The sequence below is a fragment of the Blattabacterium cuenoti genome (assembly GCF_014252115.1).
GTDB lineage: Bacteria > Bacteroidota > Bacteroidia > Flavobacteriales > Blattabacteriaceae > Blattabacterium > Blattabacterium cuenoti_AK.
The window spans coordinates 36988-53700 of the sequence record NZ_CP059211.1 but is presented as its reverse complement, the minus strand read 5'-3'; the positions used below and the strand labels follow the sequence as shown (position 1 = coordinate 53700).

Here is a 16713-nt window from a genome sequence, read left to right as displayed (position 1 = left end):
TTAAACATTTTAAATCTCTATCAAAGTTGATTTTATATTATTTTTTGTAAATGATTTTGACATGCTATCGCGTCTTTTAAAACTAAACTTAATCCATTTTTTTTGGTTCCTATTGCTGTAGCAAAAGAAGAATTTCCCCAATATTTTCCTCCTATATGAGGAGCCATGCCACATATTATTTTATGAGCATGAACATTATTATTTTTAATAACAAAATCGGAAACAGATATGAAAATAATGACTTTTTCATCTTTTATAAATCCTATAATCATAAATAAATTATAAATTTCATGTCTTAAATCTAAAGCTACTTTTTTTATGATATTTATTTCTTTTTCTTGATTTTTTTGATTATGATCAATCTCACATATATATTTTATCCTTATAGAAGAAAGTTCTATGGCTTTTAAAGAATACTCTTTCTTTAACATTCTAATTCTTTGTAAATTAATTCTTGATATTTCCTGTTTTAATTTATCATTAGAATTTTTCAAAATAGAAAAACTTTTTATAGGAGATTCTGGGTATTTTACCATCTTTTTCAAAGATTGATATTGATCTCGAATAGATTTTAAATGTTTAAGTGCATTCTCTGATGTAATAGCTTTAATTCTACGTATTCCATGCGATATAGAAAACTCAGATAATATTTCAAATATTTGAATCAATCCAGTACGTTTAACATGTGTTCCAATACATAATTCTGAAGAATCACCAAAGGTGACAACTCTAACTTCTTTTTGTTTATACTTATCTTCAAACTTTTCGTTAAAAGAACAAATTTTTCTAGCTTCTTGTAGAGAATTAAATGTTTTTATTTTCAATAAAAGATCGGAAAAAATCAATTCTTGAACTAAATTTTCTATTCTATTTAATTCTTGAGTAGTTATTTTTTTATAATGAGAAAAATCAAACCTCAAATAATCGTCTCCTACGTAAGAACCTTTTTGTTGAATATGGTTTCCTAAAATTTTTTTCAAAGCAAAATGTAATAAATGGGTAGAAGTGTGATTTTTTTCTATCTTTTCTCTTTTATTTTTATCAATTTTAGCCTTAAAAGAAGAAAAAATATATGAAGGTAATTTTTGAACACTATGTATAATAAGTGAATTTTCTATTTTAGTCTCAAAAACATCTATTTTTTCAATTTTATTTTCTATAAAACCTGTATCGCCCAATTGACCACCTCCTTTAGGATAAAAAGGTGTTTTAGACAAAACTAATTCATAATAGTGAATTTTTCTGAAATTATTTTTTACTTCTCGGTATTTTAGTATAAAAACATTGATCTCTGTAAGATCATACCCTATGAAATTCTGACTTTTGTTTTCATCAAAATTAGAATGCACTTTTATCCAATCTTTTTTTATAATTAAATTGCTTTCTCTTTTAGATTTCTCTTGTTGTTCTAATAATTTTTTATGAAATGATTTTTCATCAATAGATAAATTATTTTTTTCAATCAATATTTTAGATAATTTCATAGGAAATCCATAAGTATCGTATAATTGAAAGATTTTTTCTCCATCGATGACTTTATTGTTCATATTTCTATGTTTATCAATTATATGTTTAATTTTTTTATTTCCTTTTTCAATCACACTAAAAAAAGATAATTCTTCTTCATTAATCACATCCTGTATATATTTTTTTTTCTTTTCCAATTCTGGAAAAGAACTTTTCATTTCTCTTATTAAAGAATTTACAAATTTGTAGATAAAGGGTTCTTTTTTATATAAAAAACGGTTAGAAAAAATAACGGATCTTCTTAGTATTTTTCTTATCACATAACCAGCCCCATTATTTGATGGTAATTGACCATCTGAAATAGAAAAAACAACAGCTCTTAAATGATCTGCTATGATCCGTATAGATACTTCTTGATGAAAATCATCTTTATTATAAATTTTTCCTAAATCTTCTTTTATATCTTGAATAATAGGATAAAAAATATCAGTTTCATAACTAGAAATTTTATCTTGTAAAACCATACATAATCTTTCCAAACCCATTCCTGTATCTACATGTTTTGTAGAAAGTTTTTCTAATGTTCCATCTGATTTACGAATAAATTCTATAAAAACAAGATTCCAAATTTCTATTACTTTAGGATGTTTTTTATTTACAAGATATTTACCCGGTAATATTTTTTTTTCTTTTTCACTTCGTAGATCTATATGAATTTCTGAACAAGGACCACAAGGTCCTGTTGATCCCATTTCCCAAAAATTATCTTTTTTTCCAAAAAAAAGAATATTATTTTCGTTAGTTAAAATTTTCCAAAACTTAAGAGTTTCTTGATCTATAGGCAATTGATCTTCTTTATCTCCAACAAAAACAGATACATATATATTTTGATTAGGAATATTATATTCATTAATTAATAATTCCCAAGCCCATTCTATAGTTTCTTTTCTTGAATAATCTCCAAAAGACCAATTTCCTAACATTTCAAACATGGTATGATGATAATTGTCATATCCTACATTTTCTAAATCATTATGTTTTCCAGTTACTCTAAGACATTTCTGAATATTTGTTATCCTTTTATATTCAGGTATTCTATGTCCTAGAAAATAATCTTTAAAAGGGTTCATTCCTGCATTAATAAAAAAAAGACTGGAGTCATTTATTGAATGAATGGGAAAAGAAGGAATGATTTTATGTTTTTTTTTTTGAAAAAAATTAAGAAAAGTATCTTTTATAGATTTATATTTCATATTTCTTATTCTATCCTTGATCTAATTTATATCTTCTATATTTAGGAGATTGTTCGATAGAATCCATTATTTTTTTCATGATAGAATCTGTTGTTTCTTTTTTTAAATCCAATTGAATTGGCTTTTTAAATTTCATTTTCTGTAAAACTCCTTTTTTCTTAATACGAATCCCTTTTTTATCATAAGCTTTTTGAAATCCATCTATAACAATGGGAACAACAATAGGATTGTATTTTCTGATAACATGAACTATTCCTCTTCGTCCAGGAGCAAAAGCTTTAGTTGTTCCTTGCGGGAAAGTAATTAGCCATCCATCATTAATAGCAATTCCCATACGAGTAATATCAGATATTATACTTACGGAACGATTAATTTGTTCTTCTTCTTTTTTCCAAGTTCTTTTTACGGTTATTCCTCCTGAATAAGTAAATAATTTGGTTAAAAAACATTTTTTCATAGTTTCTCTAGCAGCTACATAATATAAATTAATTTTAGGATTTAAAAGATAAATAGGATTTTTGATACTATTAATAAAACCATTCTTTACGCTACAAAATACATGGAACATAGCAAAAACATCCGCAAAATATGTTTGATGATTAGATACAAAAAGAACTTTTTTATCAGGTAAATCTTTTATATATTCAGTGCCTTCCAAATGTAATTGATTGAATCCATTATATCGATTATAAGAAATAAAACCTAAAGTAAAAATTAAAAAACGTTTTATAAAATGAAAATTCCCAAATGCATCTCTAAAAAAATTACTTTCTTTTTTTTTCGAATTTTTTATTTTTAAATATTTTTTAAAAAAAAATAAATGAAAACTCACTTTTTATTATATATATTTTTATGAAGTTTGAATGAGTAATAAGATAAAATAGTAATAATTAATAAAATTGACAAACTGTAATACATCCAACAAGGTATTGAAATAGGATCTCCTTTTGCATAAGAATGCATTCCTGATAAATAGTAATTTACTCCAAAATAAGTCATTAAAATAGAACTTACTGATAATATACTGGAAAAATTAAAAATAAATATACTTTTTAAAGGTGGAACTAAGCGAAGATGCAATACAAAAGCATAAATCATGATACTGATTAAAGCCCAAGTTTCCTTAGGATCCCAACTCCAGTAACGACCCCAACTATTATTAGCCCAAACAGAACCTAAAAAAGTTCCTATAGTTAATAAAAACAGACCTACAGTTAAACATATTTCATTAATAACAGTTAATTTTTCAATATGAAAATGAATCATTTCACTATAATTATGGAAACATATTTTTAATATAAAAAAAAGTAATACGAAAAATCCCAAAAATGCTCCTGTCAAAAAAAAACCATAACTGGATATTATTGTGGCTACATGTATGATTAACCAATGAGATTTTAAAACGGGAACTAAATTAGTTATTTCTGGATCCATAGCACTCCCATGTGCTATCATAAGTAAAATGGATGCAATAATAGCAGTAATTCCTGGAACAAACTGATTTTTAAAAAATAAAAAACCTATACCAATTAAACTCCAACTAATAAAAATTGCAGATTCATATCCATTAGTCCATGGAGCATGTCCAGAGATATACCATCTAGTAATTAAACCTAAAAAATTGAGAATAAATAGAAAAAATAAAATGAAAATAAATATTTTAGAAAAAAAAAAGAAATTTTTTTTGAAAAAAATTGTCAAAAAAGAATTAATAATAATAATTACTCCTAATATAAGATAGATGAAAGACAATATATAAAATATATTTAGTTTATTATAAATAATTTCTGCAGATATTTTATTTTCTGAAGGTAAAATAGATTTAGCATGTTTGATTTGATATAATCTTATTTTTTTAATTTCATTATCTGCGATATTCCAATTTTTTTCATTCTGAGAAAATGATAAAGATTTAAGATAATTATTAAACATGTATAAACCCAAAGAATTTAATTTATTTGAATTTGAAATCCAACTAGACCAAGTGTGATTTATATCATGAGGAATAGGGAAAATCCTCATATATTTACCTTGAAAAATTTCATGTATTATACCTATTCGTTCACTAAGATTCAGAATAGCTTTATCATATTCATTTCTTTGAGTAGGATTTTTAGAAAATGCTAATTCATAATCTTCTTTTAGAATAAACTTTAATTTTGAAGTTTTTGTATCTATAAAATATAAATCCATAAGAGAAACATAATGCTCTTGATTTGCTTTCACTTTATTTAAAAATTTATGTCCTCCTTTTTTATCGGCTTTAATAAATGGAATTTTTGACCAAAAAATATTATCTTGATGTATAGATATAAACCATTGATTAGCATCTAATTTTCCTATAGAATCTCGTTTATGTATTTTTCTAAGTAACTCAATAGCAATTGTATTAATAGGTTTAATTCTTCCTTTATTATCTTGTACTAATAAACGTCCAAAATTATCGCTATGTTTTTTAGGAATATGAATAGCATCAAAAACATTTTCTAATGGAATTTTTCTGAATTCATGTATTTGAGAATACGAAAAATTATGTACACATAAAAAAAATAAAAAAAATAATATTGAATAATTTTTATAAGATAAATATCTTAATCTTTTTTTAAGACTATTGAATCTAGTTCCTTTCCAAAATAAAGTAAAAAACATCCCTATACTCATAAAAATGTAACCTGCATAAGAAAAATATGTACCTAAATAATCATTATTAACAGAAAAATGAGTTCCTTTCCCATCTGGGTCATATCCGTATTGAAAAAATCTAAATCCTTTATAATTCAAAATATTATTCATATAAATTAAATAATTTTTTCTCTTATTATTATCTATTAATGTAACATGACTCATAAAAGTGGATGGAAATTCGGAACCTGGATAGTTTTCCACTTTAAATTTTTTTAATTTTATAAAAAAAGGAAGATTCATAAAGATTGAACCATATCCAATAGATATCTTATAATCCTCAAAAAATAAAGGATTACTCATATTTATTCTGTTTTTTCCTCCTAGAAATGTCAATAATTTAGATTTATTTTTGAAATATATTTTAGCCGTAATAGCGCTTAATTGATTATTATCTTCATGGTTGCATGATTTTACATATTTTAATTCTCCTTTTACTATTCCTTCAGGAATAACCCACTGTATTATTCTATGATTTTTATCAATTATAATTTGATATAAATGTTTTATTTTTAATACACTATTATTATTTTTAAGTAAAAAACTGACTTTTTTATTAAGCATGTTAATAGCTTGACCTGAAAAAGATGATTTTATATAAAGTTTATTTTCTTTTTCAAAAATTATAACCCCAAAAGGGATTTTCTTATTAAAAGAAAATGTAATTCCATTTACATTTGTAGTATCTCCATTTTTAATAAAATGTTCTGTTCTTTCTTTTTGATCTGTGGAAATTATTCTGATAATTTTTTCTTTTTGTTTTTTTTTCAACAAAACCATTTTTACACATGGTGTATAATCTAGAATTTTTATTTTTAAAGGATTTTCTTGAAAAAAAAACCTTCCTTTATATTTATAATGAATAGATGAAAAAATGTAAGGATCATGATAAAATCTAGTGGTAGATCCACGACTTATTTTTAATTTTACGTAGTTTTTCCTAGAAAGAATTTTACCATTTGTTTCTCCCTCTCTTATAGACATTGTTCCTTCAAAACTATAATATCTGGAAAAAATACTACCAATAAAAATTAATACAAATGATAAATGAAAAATAAATAAAGGAAATTTATTGTAGTTCCATAATTTATATTTCCATATATTTCCTATTAGATTTACTATAATAAACAGTATGATAACTTCAAACCAAGTGGATTCATAAATAAATACTTTTGCTACATCTGTGGAATATTTTTTTTCTATAAAAGTAGCGATAGACATAGAAAAAGCTAACAATAAGAATAAAAAGGAAGTAATTTTTGTGGAAAAAAGTATTTTTTTTATTATTTGCATAATAAATAGAATTCGTTTTTTTTTATAATATTAGTTATTCATTCATATATAATTAATCCATCATAAGCTATATGTACGTTTTTAGGTAATTGTTTTTCTATTTCTTCGTGAAATCCAAATGTATGGTTAATATGTGTTAAATAAGTTTTTTTTGGTTTAATTTTTTGGATAATGTTCAAAGTTTCAGAAAGCATAAAAGAAAAAGGATTTTTTACTACTTTTCTTAAAATATTTAAAACTAAAGTATTAATTCCCTTTAATTTTTGTACTGTTTGAATAGGAATATTGCTAGCATCCGTGATATAAGCAAAATTTTCCATTCGAAAACCTAAAATAGGTAAATATCCATGCCATATAGATAAAGGAAAAATTTTGTAATTTTCTACGGAAAAAAATTTTTTATAATCATCTAATTCATGGACAGAAATTCTTGAAACGTTTAGTTTTTGATTCTTTGAAAAAATATAAAAAAATCTTTTTTTTATATTTTCTATAACTCTACGTAAACCGTAAATAGGAATAGGTTTGTTCATAATAAAACTTACTGGTCTTATATCATCTAATCCACCTATATGATCTTGATGTTCATGTGTCATAAAGATAGCGTCCAATTTTCTATAATTATTTATTAACATTTGATAACGAAAATCTGGGCTACAATCTATTAAAAAATTCTTTTTATCTTTTTCAATTAAAATAGAACTTCTTAGTCTTTTATCTTTTGAATTTTTAGATAAACACACCGGATGTGTGGATCCAATAACGGGAATACCCTGAGAAGTACCAGTTCCCAAAAAAGTAATTTTCATATATTTTTTTTGTATATATTTTGTTGTATTTCATTTATGATATTTTCTTTTCCTTTTAAAAATTCTCTTACAGAATCTCTTCCTTGACCTAATTTAATATTTCCATACCTAAACCAAGATGCATTTTTGTTAATAATCCCTAAATCTACTCCTAGATCCAAAATTTCTCCTATTTTGGAAATTCCTTCTCCATATAAAATATCAAATTCTGCGATTTTAAAAGGAGGAGATAATTTATTTTTCACTACTTTTACTTTTGTTCTATTCCCTAATATTTTTTCCCCGTCTTTGATTTGATTCCCTTTTCTAATATCTAATCGTATTGAAGAATAAAATTTTAAGGCATTACCTCCTGTTGTTACTTCTGGATTTCCATAAACTCCTATTTTTTCTCTAAGTTGATTAATAAATATAAGTATGCTTTTAGATTTTCCTATACTTGAAGTCATCTTTCTCAAGGCTTGAGACATTAATCTTGCTTGTAATCCTATTTTGGAATCTCCCATTTCTCCTTCTATTTCACTTTTAGGTGTTAAAGCCGCTACAGAATCAACTACTATTATATCAATTACACCAGACCTAATTAGGTTATCTACAATTTCTAGTGCTTGTTCTCCATTATCGGGTTGAGATATTATTAATTCTTTTATATTTACTCCTATTTTCTGAGCATAAACAGGATCAAACGCGTGTTCTACATCAATAAAACTGGCGAAACCTCCTAATTTTTGAGATTGAGTTATAGAATGTAAAGCTAAAGTGGTTTTTCCAGAAGATTCTGGTCCAAATATTTCAATAATACGACCTTTTGGAAATCCTTTTATTCCTAAAGCAATATCTAAACTTAAAGATCCAGAGGAAATAATTTCTATGTTCTCTATATGAGAATCTCCCATTTGCATTACAGTTCCTTTTCCATACATTTTATCCATTTTATCCAAAACAAGTTGTAAGGATTTTCTTTTTTTTTCAATTTTTTCGTTCATAATTTTGAAAATAAATTTTTTTCAAGTGTATATAATCATCATAATGCATTTTACATTATTCTTAATGTATATGTATGAAAGTTAATTTTATAGTTTCTTTTTGGAAAAAAAAAACACTTCTTTACTTTTAAAAAGTAAAATTTTATTTTTTGGCAATCTTAATTTATTTCCAGAAGGAATAAGGTCTACAAGATATTGAGGATTAAGAAGGATTAAATCTTTGTAAGAAATATTTAAATTAAAAGCAAAAAGCTTCAAAGAAATTTTTTCCTTTATAGGAATTAATACAGTATCTGTATATTTATATTTGTAGAGAGAAGGGTAGTGATTAGAAATATTATGTTCCTTATAATAATTCATTACATAGTTTATGGCAATAAATTTTGGAATATAATTTTGAGTTTCTCTAGGAAAAAATTCCCATAATTCCCAAAAATTTTTACTATTTCTATGACGTTGTAATATCTTATCAACTTTTCCAGGACCTGCATTATAAGCGGCTAAAACTAATTCCCAATTTCCTATTTTTTTATATAAAAATTTTAAATATCGACAAGCTGCTTCCGTAGATTTAATAGGATCATTTCTATCGTCATAAACATTATTAACATTAAGATTGTATATTTTTCCAGTTTCAGGCATAAATTGCCAAATGCCTTGCGCTCCTGCTTTAGAAGTTACAACTGGATTTAAACTTGATTCTATAATAGCTAAATATTTTAATTCTTTTGGAAGTTGGTGATTTTCAAGTTTTTCTTCAAACATAGGAAAATAAAAATCTGATAATGAAATGATTTTCCCTATATATTTATCCATACGAAGATAACTTTCTACAGCAGCATGTACAATACTATTGTAGTTTAGTATTTTAATTTTAGATTTTTGATTTAGAAAATTTAATCTTAATTTCAGTTTTTCTGCATTAATATTGATAATAACAATATTTTTTTTACGATTATGTGAAAACTTTTTCCCAGATAAATATTTTTTCTTTCTTCCTAACATTTTTTTCCACAATTTTTCTATATATATGTTATTTAAATCTGATTTGGGTTTGTAAATGTTTTTATGGAAGTTTATTGCATTTTTTTGTTCTAAAAATGGCTTTGATATAGATTGAATTATCAAGCTTTTTAGTATGAATGCAAAAAAAATAATATTTCTTATCGTTGTCGTTCCCATTATTTATTAGTTTAATTAATTCCTAAAATTTTAGGAAAAAAAGTCCTAATAAACAAACGTATAACGAAATATAAAGTTTTTATTCTTTTTTTGAATCTTCTTCTTCAGATTCAGATGCTTTTTTGAATTCTTTTAATCCAGTCCCCAATCCTCTCATTAATTCTGGAATCTTTTTACCTCCAAATAATAAAAGTGCAAGAATGATAATAACCACAATTTCTGTAGTACCAAAAGTACCAAGTATTATAGAAAAAAAAATAGAAATAAAATCCATATAACTCATGGAATTTTTTTTATCAAATATAAAAAAAATTATCAATTTTTAATTCATTTGATCACAGAATAGTCACTTAAATTTATTTTTTCTTCTTTTCCTCCTACATATACAGAATGATTTCCTATTATTGAATAATTCAAGTTTGCATATTGAATAATTGTATAATTTTGAATTATAGACTTTTTTATAGTACAGTTCTTTATGTTAGTATGTTTACCTATTGAAACATAAGGTCCTATAATACTATCTTCAATATTTGTGTTTTCTTCTATTGAACAAGGTTTTATAATTAAACTATTTTTTATAATGACTTTTTTATGAATTAATTTAGAATCATTGGATTCAATGGATAATATTCTCGAATTTGAAGAAATAGTTCTTTTTTTATTTCCAAAATCCATCCACTTTTTAATTTGTTTGCTAATAAATTTCTCTCCTTTTTTTCTCATATTTTCTAAAACCGATGTTAATTGATACTCTTGTTCATTATTGTTATGATCTAATAAAGATTCTAATTCTTTTTTCAAAAGCAAGCTATTTTTAAAATAATACAATCCTACAATTGCAAGGTTAGATATATAATTACTAGGTTTCTCTATAAAACGAGTAATTTGTTCTGAAGAATCACATTGTACAACGCCAAATAAATGAGGATTTTTAACTTTTTTTGTCCATATAATATTATTTACTTGATTATTGTTATTAATTTCCTTCTCAAAAAAATTATGATAAAATAAAGAATCAGAAAAAGCAATAAGAATTGGTTCTCCCGTTAAAGATTTTTTAGCTTTCAATAAAGCATCTGCAGTCCCAAGTGGATCAACTTGATAATATATAACAGGGTTTATATTCATATCATGAGATAATTTTATTAATTGTTTTTCCACTTTTTTTCCAAAATTTCCTATGATAAAAACAATTTCTTGTATGGAAAAAATATGAATCAGATTACATAAACTTTCCAAAAGTCTTCTTAAAACTGTTTTTCCTGCTATATATATCAGTGGTTTAGGAGTATTTAAAGTATGCGGAAAAAGACGAGATCCTTTTCCGGCCATAGGAATTATAATTTTCATATTCATTTTTATATTCCAGTGCTACCGAAACAACTACTTCCTCTCGTGCTTCTATTTAAAATAGAACATTGTTCCCATTTTATTTTAACATTCTTAACAAGATCTATTATCAACAATTTTTCATAAGGTTCAATCTTTATGTTTTTAAAACAAACGTTTATTATAATTATTTGAATTTCTTTATATTTATAATTTAAATGTTCTTTATTTAAATGAATTATACAGATATATTTTTTCAAATTTTTTCTCAAAAAAAAAGAATATCTAATATTCTTCAAAATCTGGATAAAAACTCCTGTCGAAATCAATTTTCTTTCCAAAAAATTAATAGAAGTAGTTTTTTTTATATTAGCGGTTAAAACTAATTGATGTATTATTTCTTTACGCAAAATTTATTTTATTTAATCAAATAAATCAACCTTTTTTTTTCAGAAAAAAAGATAATTATTAAATATAAAAATTGTAATAACAAGCCAAATTTCATTTTTTTTTCTGTTACAAATACGATAAAAAGTGCAAATAAAAAGTGCATTATAATGTTTTTTATTTTTTTATTGCAAAATTTAAAAAATTTTTTTTTCCCCCAAATATACAGAACTACTAACATAGATCCATAAGATATTAAGGTTCCCCAAGCAGGAATCATAAAACTATTATTAGGCATAATAATGAAAATAACATTAAATAAAAAAGTAATTAATACACCAATTAAGGATATATAAGTTCCAATAATAGGTTTATCTATAATCTTGTAAAAGATGGATAAATTAGTATAAACACCCAAAAATAAATTTCCCATCATTATTACAGGAATAATAGAAACAGCCGAATGATATTTTTTATCAATTAAAAATTTCATAAAAATATTTATATTTCCACATACCATTACATAAAAGACTAATCCAAATAGAATAAACACATAAATAATTTCTTCATAATAATCCATTGCGTTGGAGTCACCAGATTTTTTAAAAAAAAAAGGTTCAATTCCTAATCTAAAAATTCTAATATAAAAATTCATGAAAGTTGCTATTTTATAACAAGCAGAATAAGATCCATTAACATCATCTGACATCCATCTTTTAATCAAAATTTTATCTAAATTTTCATTTATAGAAAATGCAATAGTTCCTAACATTATAGGAATTCCATAATTTAACATACTCATAGCAAGAGTCTTATTGAATTTTTTTATAGTTACTTTTTTTAAAATAATGGGGAGAATTAAAAATAAATTTCCTAAAGAAGAAATCACATTTGCAAAAAATATATAACCTATTTTATCTGTAAAAGAACTAAACCATTTAATAAAAAAAAAGGAATTTTTTTTTATATGAACATTTTCACAAAAAAAAAATAAATATGTTATCATGAGTGATTGTGTCAATGTATTTATAATATTTATTGTAGAATAATGTAAAGGCTTATTATTTGCACGAAGCCAAGCCATAGGAAGACTACAAATTGTATCAAAAAATATAATTAAAAAAAACATGAAAAAATATTCTGGATGTTCTTGATAACCAGCAATATAAGATATGTATTTTATCAAAATCATAGAAACTATTAAAAAAAAAGAACTAATTAATAATTGTATTATAACTATGGTTGAAAAAACAATTTCTTTATTATAATTTTTTTTGTACAAAAATCTAAAATAGGTATTTTCTAAACCAAAAGAAAGAAAACCTATGAGGATAAAAGATAACGCATACATGTCTGTGTAAAGAGAAAATTCTTCTCTTTTAAAAAAAGCAGTAAAAAATTTTAAAAAAACATAATTAATGATTCTAGGAAATATGAACCCTATGGAATAAATAATAGTTTGTATGGCTAATTTTTTATATAAATTCAATGCTTTTTTAATTAAAAGTTTCTAATTTCTGTATTTTTTTTATGCATGTATAAATTTTTTATAAAAATTTTACATAGTAAGAAAGTAACTTTGGAAAAGTTTTTAATTTAAAATAAATGAATTATCAAAAAAAATCAGAAGATTTTATGCTATATGCAACAAAACATAAGAAAATAAGTAGTTTAACAATTAATGATTACATTAAGTTTATGACTCCTTATATTGTTGAAGAAAGAAAATTAAATGTGGCTCAGATGGATGTTTTTTCTCGTTTAATGATGGACAGAGTTATTTTTTTGGGAACAGCAATAGAGGATCAGGTTGCTAACATAGTACAAGCTCAATTATTATTTTTACAGTCTGTGGATAATACAAAAGATATACAAATCTATATTAATTCTCCAGGAGGAGACGTTTATGCTGGTTTAGGAATATATGACACAATGCAAATTGTAGAACCAGATATAGCAACTATTTGCACTGGTATGGCTGCATCTATGGCCGCTATACTTCTTTGTGCAGGAGTAAAAAATAAGAGGTCTGCATTAAAACATTCTAGGATTATGATTCATCAACCTATAGGAGGGGCACAAGGTCAAGCTTCGGATATTGAAATAACAGTACGTGAAATTATAAAATTAAAAAAAGATCTTTATGAGATTATATCGAAACATTCAGGGTTACCTATAGATAAAATAGAAAAAGATTCAGATCGGGATTACTGGATGACTTCTGTGGAAGCAAAAGAATATGGAATGATAGATGAGATATTAGAAGGAAAAAAATAAAAATATGATCACGACAGGATTCGAACCTGTAACCTACTGCTTAGAAGGCAGTAGCTCTATCCGTTTGAGCTACGTGATCTTAATAAAAATAATATCGGGGTAGCAGGATTTGAACCTACGATCTCCTGGTCCCAAACCAGGCGCGATAACCAAACTACGCTATACCCCGTTTTTTTATACGGAGAATGTGGGATTCGAACCCACGCAGTATTATAATACCGACAGTTTAGCAAACTGTTCCGTTAACCACTCCGGCAATTCTCCAAAAAAGATACAAATCTAAAATAGATCTATTAAATAATCAAATAATTTATGTATAATATAATTAATTAAACATTAGGATATTCTATTCTAGTGTGATAAATATTTTTTAATTTTTTTTTCATAACTTTTTTTACTTTTTCTATTTCTTTTAAAGTTATATTTACGTTAGAAAATTGATTTTCTATTTTTTGTTTTTTTATTATATTTTCTACCAAATTTTCTAAATCTTTATTTGATGGATTTTTGATACTTTTTGAAGCAGCTTCTACAGAATCAGCTATCATTACAATAGCAGTTTCTTTTGAAAAAGGTTTAGGGCCAGAATACTGAAATTGTTTTTTATCCACTTTTATATTTGGATATATTTTTTTTTGTTTGTCATAAAAATAATAAACAATACTATTTCCATGATGAGTCCTTATAAAATCAGTAATAAGATCAGGTAAATGATACTTTTTTGCAAGTTGAATTCCTATTGATACATGTTCCAAAATAATCTTAGCGCTTTCTTTTGGACTTAATTTATTATGAGGGTTAATTATATTATTACACTGATTTTCAGTAAAATATATAGGATTTTTTATTTTACCAATATCATGGTAAATAGCACCTATTTTTACTAATAAAGAATTAGCCCCAATTGCAACAGCCGCTTCCTCTGCAATGTTAGCTACTGTTAGAACATGTTGTAAAGTTCCTGGGGCTTTTTTAGATAATAATCTTAATATAGGTTTATTAGTGTCAGATAGTTCTAATAACGAAGTATCTGAAATTAAATTCAATAGTTTTTCAAAAAGAAATATTAGTGGATGAACAAATAATGTTAAAATTCCACTAAAAAAAAATAAGGAAAAAGTATACAAAGAAATTTTCCCTAAAGATCCATCTCTGATTAGAGTAAGCAAACTAAAAGTAATAATATAAGTCATAATTATTTTTACTATAGCAATAAAAAGGTTTTCCATTTTTGAAATATTTCTTTTTGTTAACAAAACTAAAAAACCTGCAACAACTTGAATAAAAATAAATTCGAAACTATTTGGCGTAATTAGGGATAATAATAAGATGGTTATTAAATGAATAAAAATACTTAAATTGAAATTAAAAAAAACACGTACGCTTATGGGAAGTATACAAAAGGGGATTATATATAATATTTTTGAATGATGTTTTAAAATTATAACGGTAATTAATGATATTAATAATATACTTATAATTAAAAAGTTTACTTCTCTATTATTATGAAATGTTTTATTTTCAAAATAAAAAACATATAATATAAATATGGAAAATACAATGCTTATTGTTAAAAAATGTCCTATAATAAGACAATAATATTTTTTTTTATTCCATATTTTACTTTCATATTCTTTTTTGAAAAAAGATAAAATTTTAAATTTATTTTTATTTACAATTTCATTATTTTTAATAATATTATCTCCTTTTTTAAAGGAATATTTAATTTTTTGTATGGATTGAATTTTTCTTTGAAAGAAAAAATCAGTATAATACTGACTGTAAAAAAAATTGGGAATAATGATTTTTCTTAAAAATTTTCTTAAATTTTTGATACGTTGATTTTGATTTTTTTTTTGAAAATTATTTTTGATAAAATTACTAACTTTTTCATGAGTGAAAATTTTTTTATATGAAATTGGAATCCATTTTTTATCCTTTTTAATATAAATTGTGTGAATTTTATTTCGTTTTAGAAAATTATCATAATTTTCTATATATCCATATTTATATATTACATTAATTATTCGAACAATTTTATTGTAATGTTTTTTTTTCCGTAAAAATGAAATTTTTCTTAACTTTTTTTTTATGTTTTCTACTATCTTTTCATTTTGTATACAAAATATTTCTTGATTTTTTTTTAGTTCTTTGATTTCTAAATTTAAATCTTGATCATTTTTCGGTACTAAAAAATTAAATGGAGAATATAAATTCTCATAAGACCAAATTTCTCCTTCTGAAAACTTATACTTAAAAAATTCTTTTTTTGGGAAAAAAAATGTCAGTAATAAGATTGTAACAATTAAAACTAAAGTTCTATGTACAATATTTTTATTATATAATTTGAAGAAGTTGTCCATTACCTAAAAAAAATTGAAGCTTATGCAATTTTTTTGTAAGGATTAATTTTTTTTCTTTGAAGAAATTTCATGTTTTTCATATTGAGAGAAAACACTATAATGATTATCAATTATTTATGTCTTTTTTTTATACTTATAAAATGTTTTATTTTTTTGTAAAATATTGGATAACAATCTATTTTCGTCATTTATACTTTCTTCTAAACAAATGGTAGATTCTGTTCTAAGCACTCCTTTTATTTCTCCTATTTTTGAAATCACATCTCTTGCATCTGAAGGATCTCTAGCAATAATTCTACAAAATAAATTATATTTACCTGAAGTAATATACAGTTGAACTATATTTGGAATTTTTTTCAATTCTTCTTTTACGAATTTTGATTCACGAGAATTTGACAAAATCCCTACAAAAGCTATTAAATGAAAACCTAAAGACTCATAACCTATGACTAATGTACTTCCTTTGATAATTCCCGCATTTTCCAATTTTTTCACTCTGACATGAACGGTTCCAACAGATAATGGTTTAATTTCTTTGCTGATTTGTTTGCTAATTTCAGTATAAGGAATTCTAGCATTTATATTTAATTTTCTAACAATGGTATTATCAATTTCGTCTGTGTTATATCTTAGAATCATTGTTTTATATTTTTAATTTTTTTAAAGGTATTACAAGTATCAA

13 protein-coding genes and 3 tRNA genes are annotated in these 16713 nt (G+C 24.0%); 1 reads left to right on the top strand and 15 read right to left on the bottom strand.

The features are described 5' to 3' along the window. Positions 1 to 32: 32 nt before the first annotated feature. From alaS to H0H44_RS00170, 10 genes are all read right to left on the bottom strand, one after another. Complete coding sequence (alaS, locus tag H0H44_RS00215; RefSeq protein WP_185871682.1) at positions 33 to 2720, bottom strand: alanine--tRNA ligase; 2688 nt, start codon at positions 2718 to 2720, stop codon at positions 33 to 35. A 10-nt stretch (positions 2721 to 2730) separates the two neighbouring features. Next, on the bottom strand, positions 2731 to 3552 hold the full coding sequence (locus tag H0H44_RS00210; RefSeq protein ID WP_238786137.1) for a lysophospholipid acyltransferase family protein: 822 nt from the start codon (positions 3550 to 3552) through the stop codon (positions 2731 to 2733). Then, entirely contained in the window at positions 3549 to 6695 is a 3147-nt protein-coding gene (ccsA, locus tag H0H44_RS00205) for a cytochrome c biogenesis protein CcsA (protein ID WP_185871681.1), read from the bottom strand. The genes H0H44_RS00210 and ccsA overlap by 4 nt, the downstream gene beginning before the upstream one ends. 38 nt (positions 6696 to 6733) lie before the next feature. Next, positions 6734 to 7504, bottom strand: a complete 771-nt coding sequence (locus H0H44_RS00200) for an MBL fold metallo-hydrolase (RefSeq protein WP_185871680.1) — start codon at positions 7502 to 7504, stop codon at positions 6734 to 6736. After that, entirely contained in the window at positions 7501 to 8490 is a 990-nt protein-coding gene (gene recA, locus H0H44_RS00195; RefSeq protein WP_185871679.1) for a recombinase RecA, read from the bottom strand. Before recA ends, H0H44_RS00200 begins: the two co-directional genes overlap by 4 nt. Before the next feature lie 87 nt (positions 8491 to 8577). After that, positions 8578 to 9672, bottom strand: a complete 1095-nt coding sequence (locus H0H44_RS00190) for a lytic transglycosylase domain-containing protein (RefSeq protein WP_185871678.1) — start codon at positions 9670 to 9672, stop codon at positions 8578 to 8580. A gap of 79 nt (positions 9673 to 9751) precedes the next feature. Then, positions 9752 to 9946, bottom strand: coding sequence for a Sec-independent protein translocase subunit TatA/TatB (locus H0H44_RS00185; protein ID WP_185871677.1), 195 nt, complete (start codon positions 9944 to 9946; stop codon positions 9752 to 9754). Positions 9947 to 9999: 53 nt separating this feature from the next. After that, complete coding sequence (locus H0H44_RS00180) at positions 10000 to 11025, bottom strand: sugar phosphate nucleotidyltransferase (protein ID WP_185871676.1); 1026 nt, start codon at positions 11023 to 11025, stop codon at positions 10000 to 10002. Between the two features lie 8 nt (positions 11026 to 11033). Further along, positions 11034 to 11414: a dCTP deaminase/dUTPase family protein gene (locus H0H44_RS00175; RefSeq protein ID WP_185871675.1), complete on the bottom strand. Its 381-nt coding sequence runs from the start codon at positions 11412 to 11414 to the stop codon at positions 11034 to 11036. A gap of 8 nt (positions 11415 to 11422) precedes the next feature. Next, entirely contained in the window at positions 11423 to 12880 is a 1458-nt protein-coding gene (locus H0H44_RS00170; RefSeq protein ID WP_185871674.1) for a lipopolysaccharide biosynthesis protein, read from the bottom strand. Positions 12881 to 12996: 116 nt separating this feature from the next. Between H0H44_RS00170 and clpP the strand changes: the two genes are divergently transcribed. Continuing rightward, entirely contained in the window at positions 12997 to 13668 is a 672-nt protein-coding gene (gene clpP, locus H0H44_RS00165; RefSeq protein ID WP_185871673.1) for an ATP-dependent Clp endopeptidase proteolytic subunit ClpP, read from the top strand. A 5-nt stretch (positions 13669 to 13673) separates the two neighbouring features. Here the strand turns inward: clpP and H0H44_RS00160 are convergent. The 5 genes from H0H44_RS00160 to H0H44_RS00140 form a co-directional block, all read right to left on the bottom strand. Beyond that, a tRNA-Arg gene (locus H0H44_RS00160) sits at positions 13674 to 13747 on the bottom strand. Between the two features lie 15 nt (positions 13748 to 13762). Continuing rightward, positions 13763 to 13837 (bottom strand) — tRNA-Pro (locus H0H44_RS00155). A gap of 10 nt (positions 13838 to 13847) precedes the next feature. Continuing rightward, positions 13848 to 13932 (bottom strand) — tRNA-Ser (locus H0H44_RS00150). A gap of 65 nt (positions 13933 to 13997) precedes the next feature. Next, on the bottom strand, positions 13998 to 16031 hold the full coding sequence (locus H0H44_RS00145; protein WP_185871672.1) for an HD family phosphohydrolase: 2034 nt from the start codon (positions 16029 to 16031) through the stop codon (positions 13998 to 14000). Between the two features lie 114 nt (positions 16032 to 16145). Beyond that, complete coding sequence (locus tag H0H44_RS00140; protein ID WP_185871671.1) at positions 16146 to 16670, bottom strand: Lrp/AsnC family transcriptional regulator; 525 nt, start codon at positions 16668 to 16670, stop codon at positions 16146 to 16148. Between the last annotated feature and the right edge of the window lie 43 nt (positions 16671 to 16713).

Excerpts from the sequence above, each read along its gene's own strand:
- alaS (WP_185871682.1), bottom strand. The coding sequence starts at position 2,720 with ATGAAATATAAATCTATAAAAGATACTTTTCTTAATTTTTTTCAAAAA.
- ccsA (WP_185871681.1), bottom strand. The coding sequence starts at position 6,695 with ATGCAAATAATAAAAAAAATACTTTTTTCCACAAAAATTACTTCCTTT.
- H0H44_RS00200 (WP_185871680.1), bottom strand. The coding sequence starts at position 7,504 with ATGAAAATTACTTTTTTGGGAACTGGTACTTCTCAGGGTATTCCCGTT.
- recA (WP_185871679.1), bottom strand. The coding sequence starts at position 8,490 with ATGAACGAAAAAATTGAAAAAAAAAGAAAATCCTTACAACTTGTTTTG.
- H0H44_RS00190 (WP_185871678.1), bottom strand. The coding sequence starts at position 9,672 with ATGGGAACGACAACGATAAGAAATATTATTTTTTTTGCATTCATACTA.
- H0H44_RS00185 (WP_185871677.1), bottom strand. The coding sequence starts at position 9,946 with ATGGATTTTATTTCTATTTTTTTTTCTATAATACTTGGTACTTTTGGT.
- H0H44_RS00180 (WP_185871676.1), bottom strand. The coding sequence starts at position 11,025 with ATGAAAATTATAATTCCTATGGCCGGAAAAGGATCTCGTCTTTTTCCG.
- clpP (WP_185871673.1), top strand. The coding sequence starts at position 12,997 with ATGAATTATCAAAAAAAATCAGAAGATTTTATGCTATATGCAACAAAA.
- H0H44_RS00145 (WP_185871672.1), bottom strand. The coding sequence starts at position 16,031 with ATGGACAACTTCTTCAAATTATATAATAAAAATATTGTACATAGAACT.
- H0H44_RS00140 (WP_185871671.1), bottom strand. The coding sequence starts at position 16,670 with ATGATTCTAAGATATAACACAGACGAAATTGATAATACCATTGTTAGA.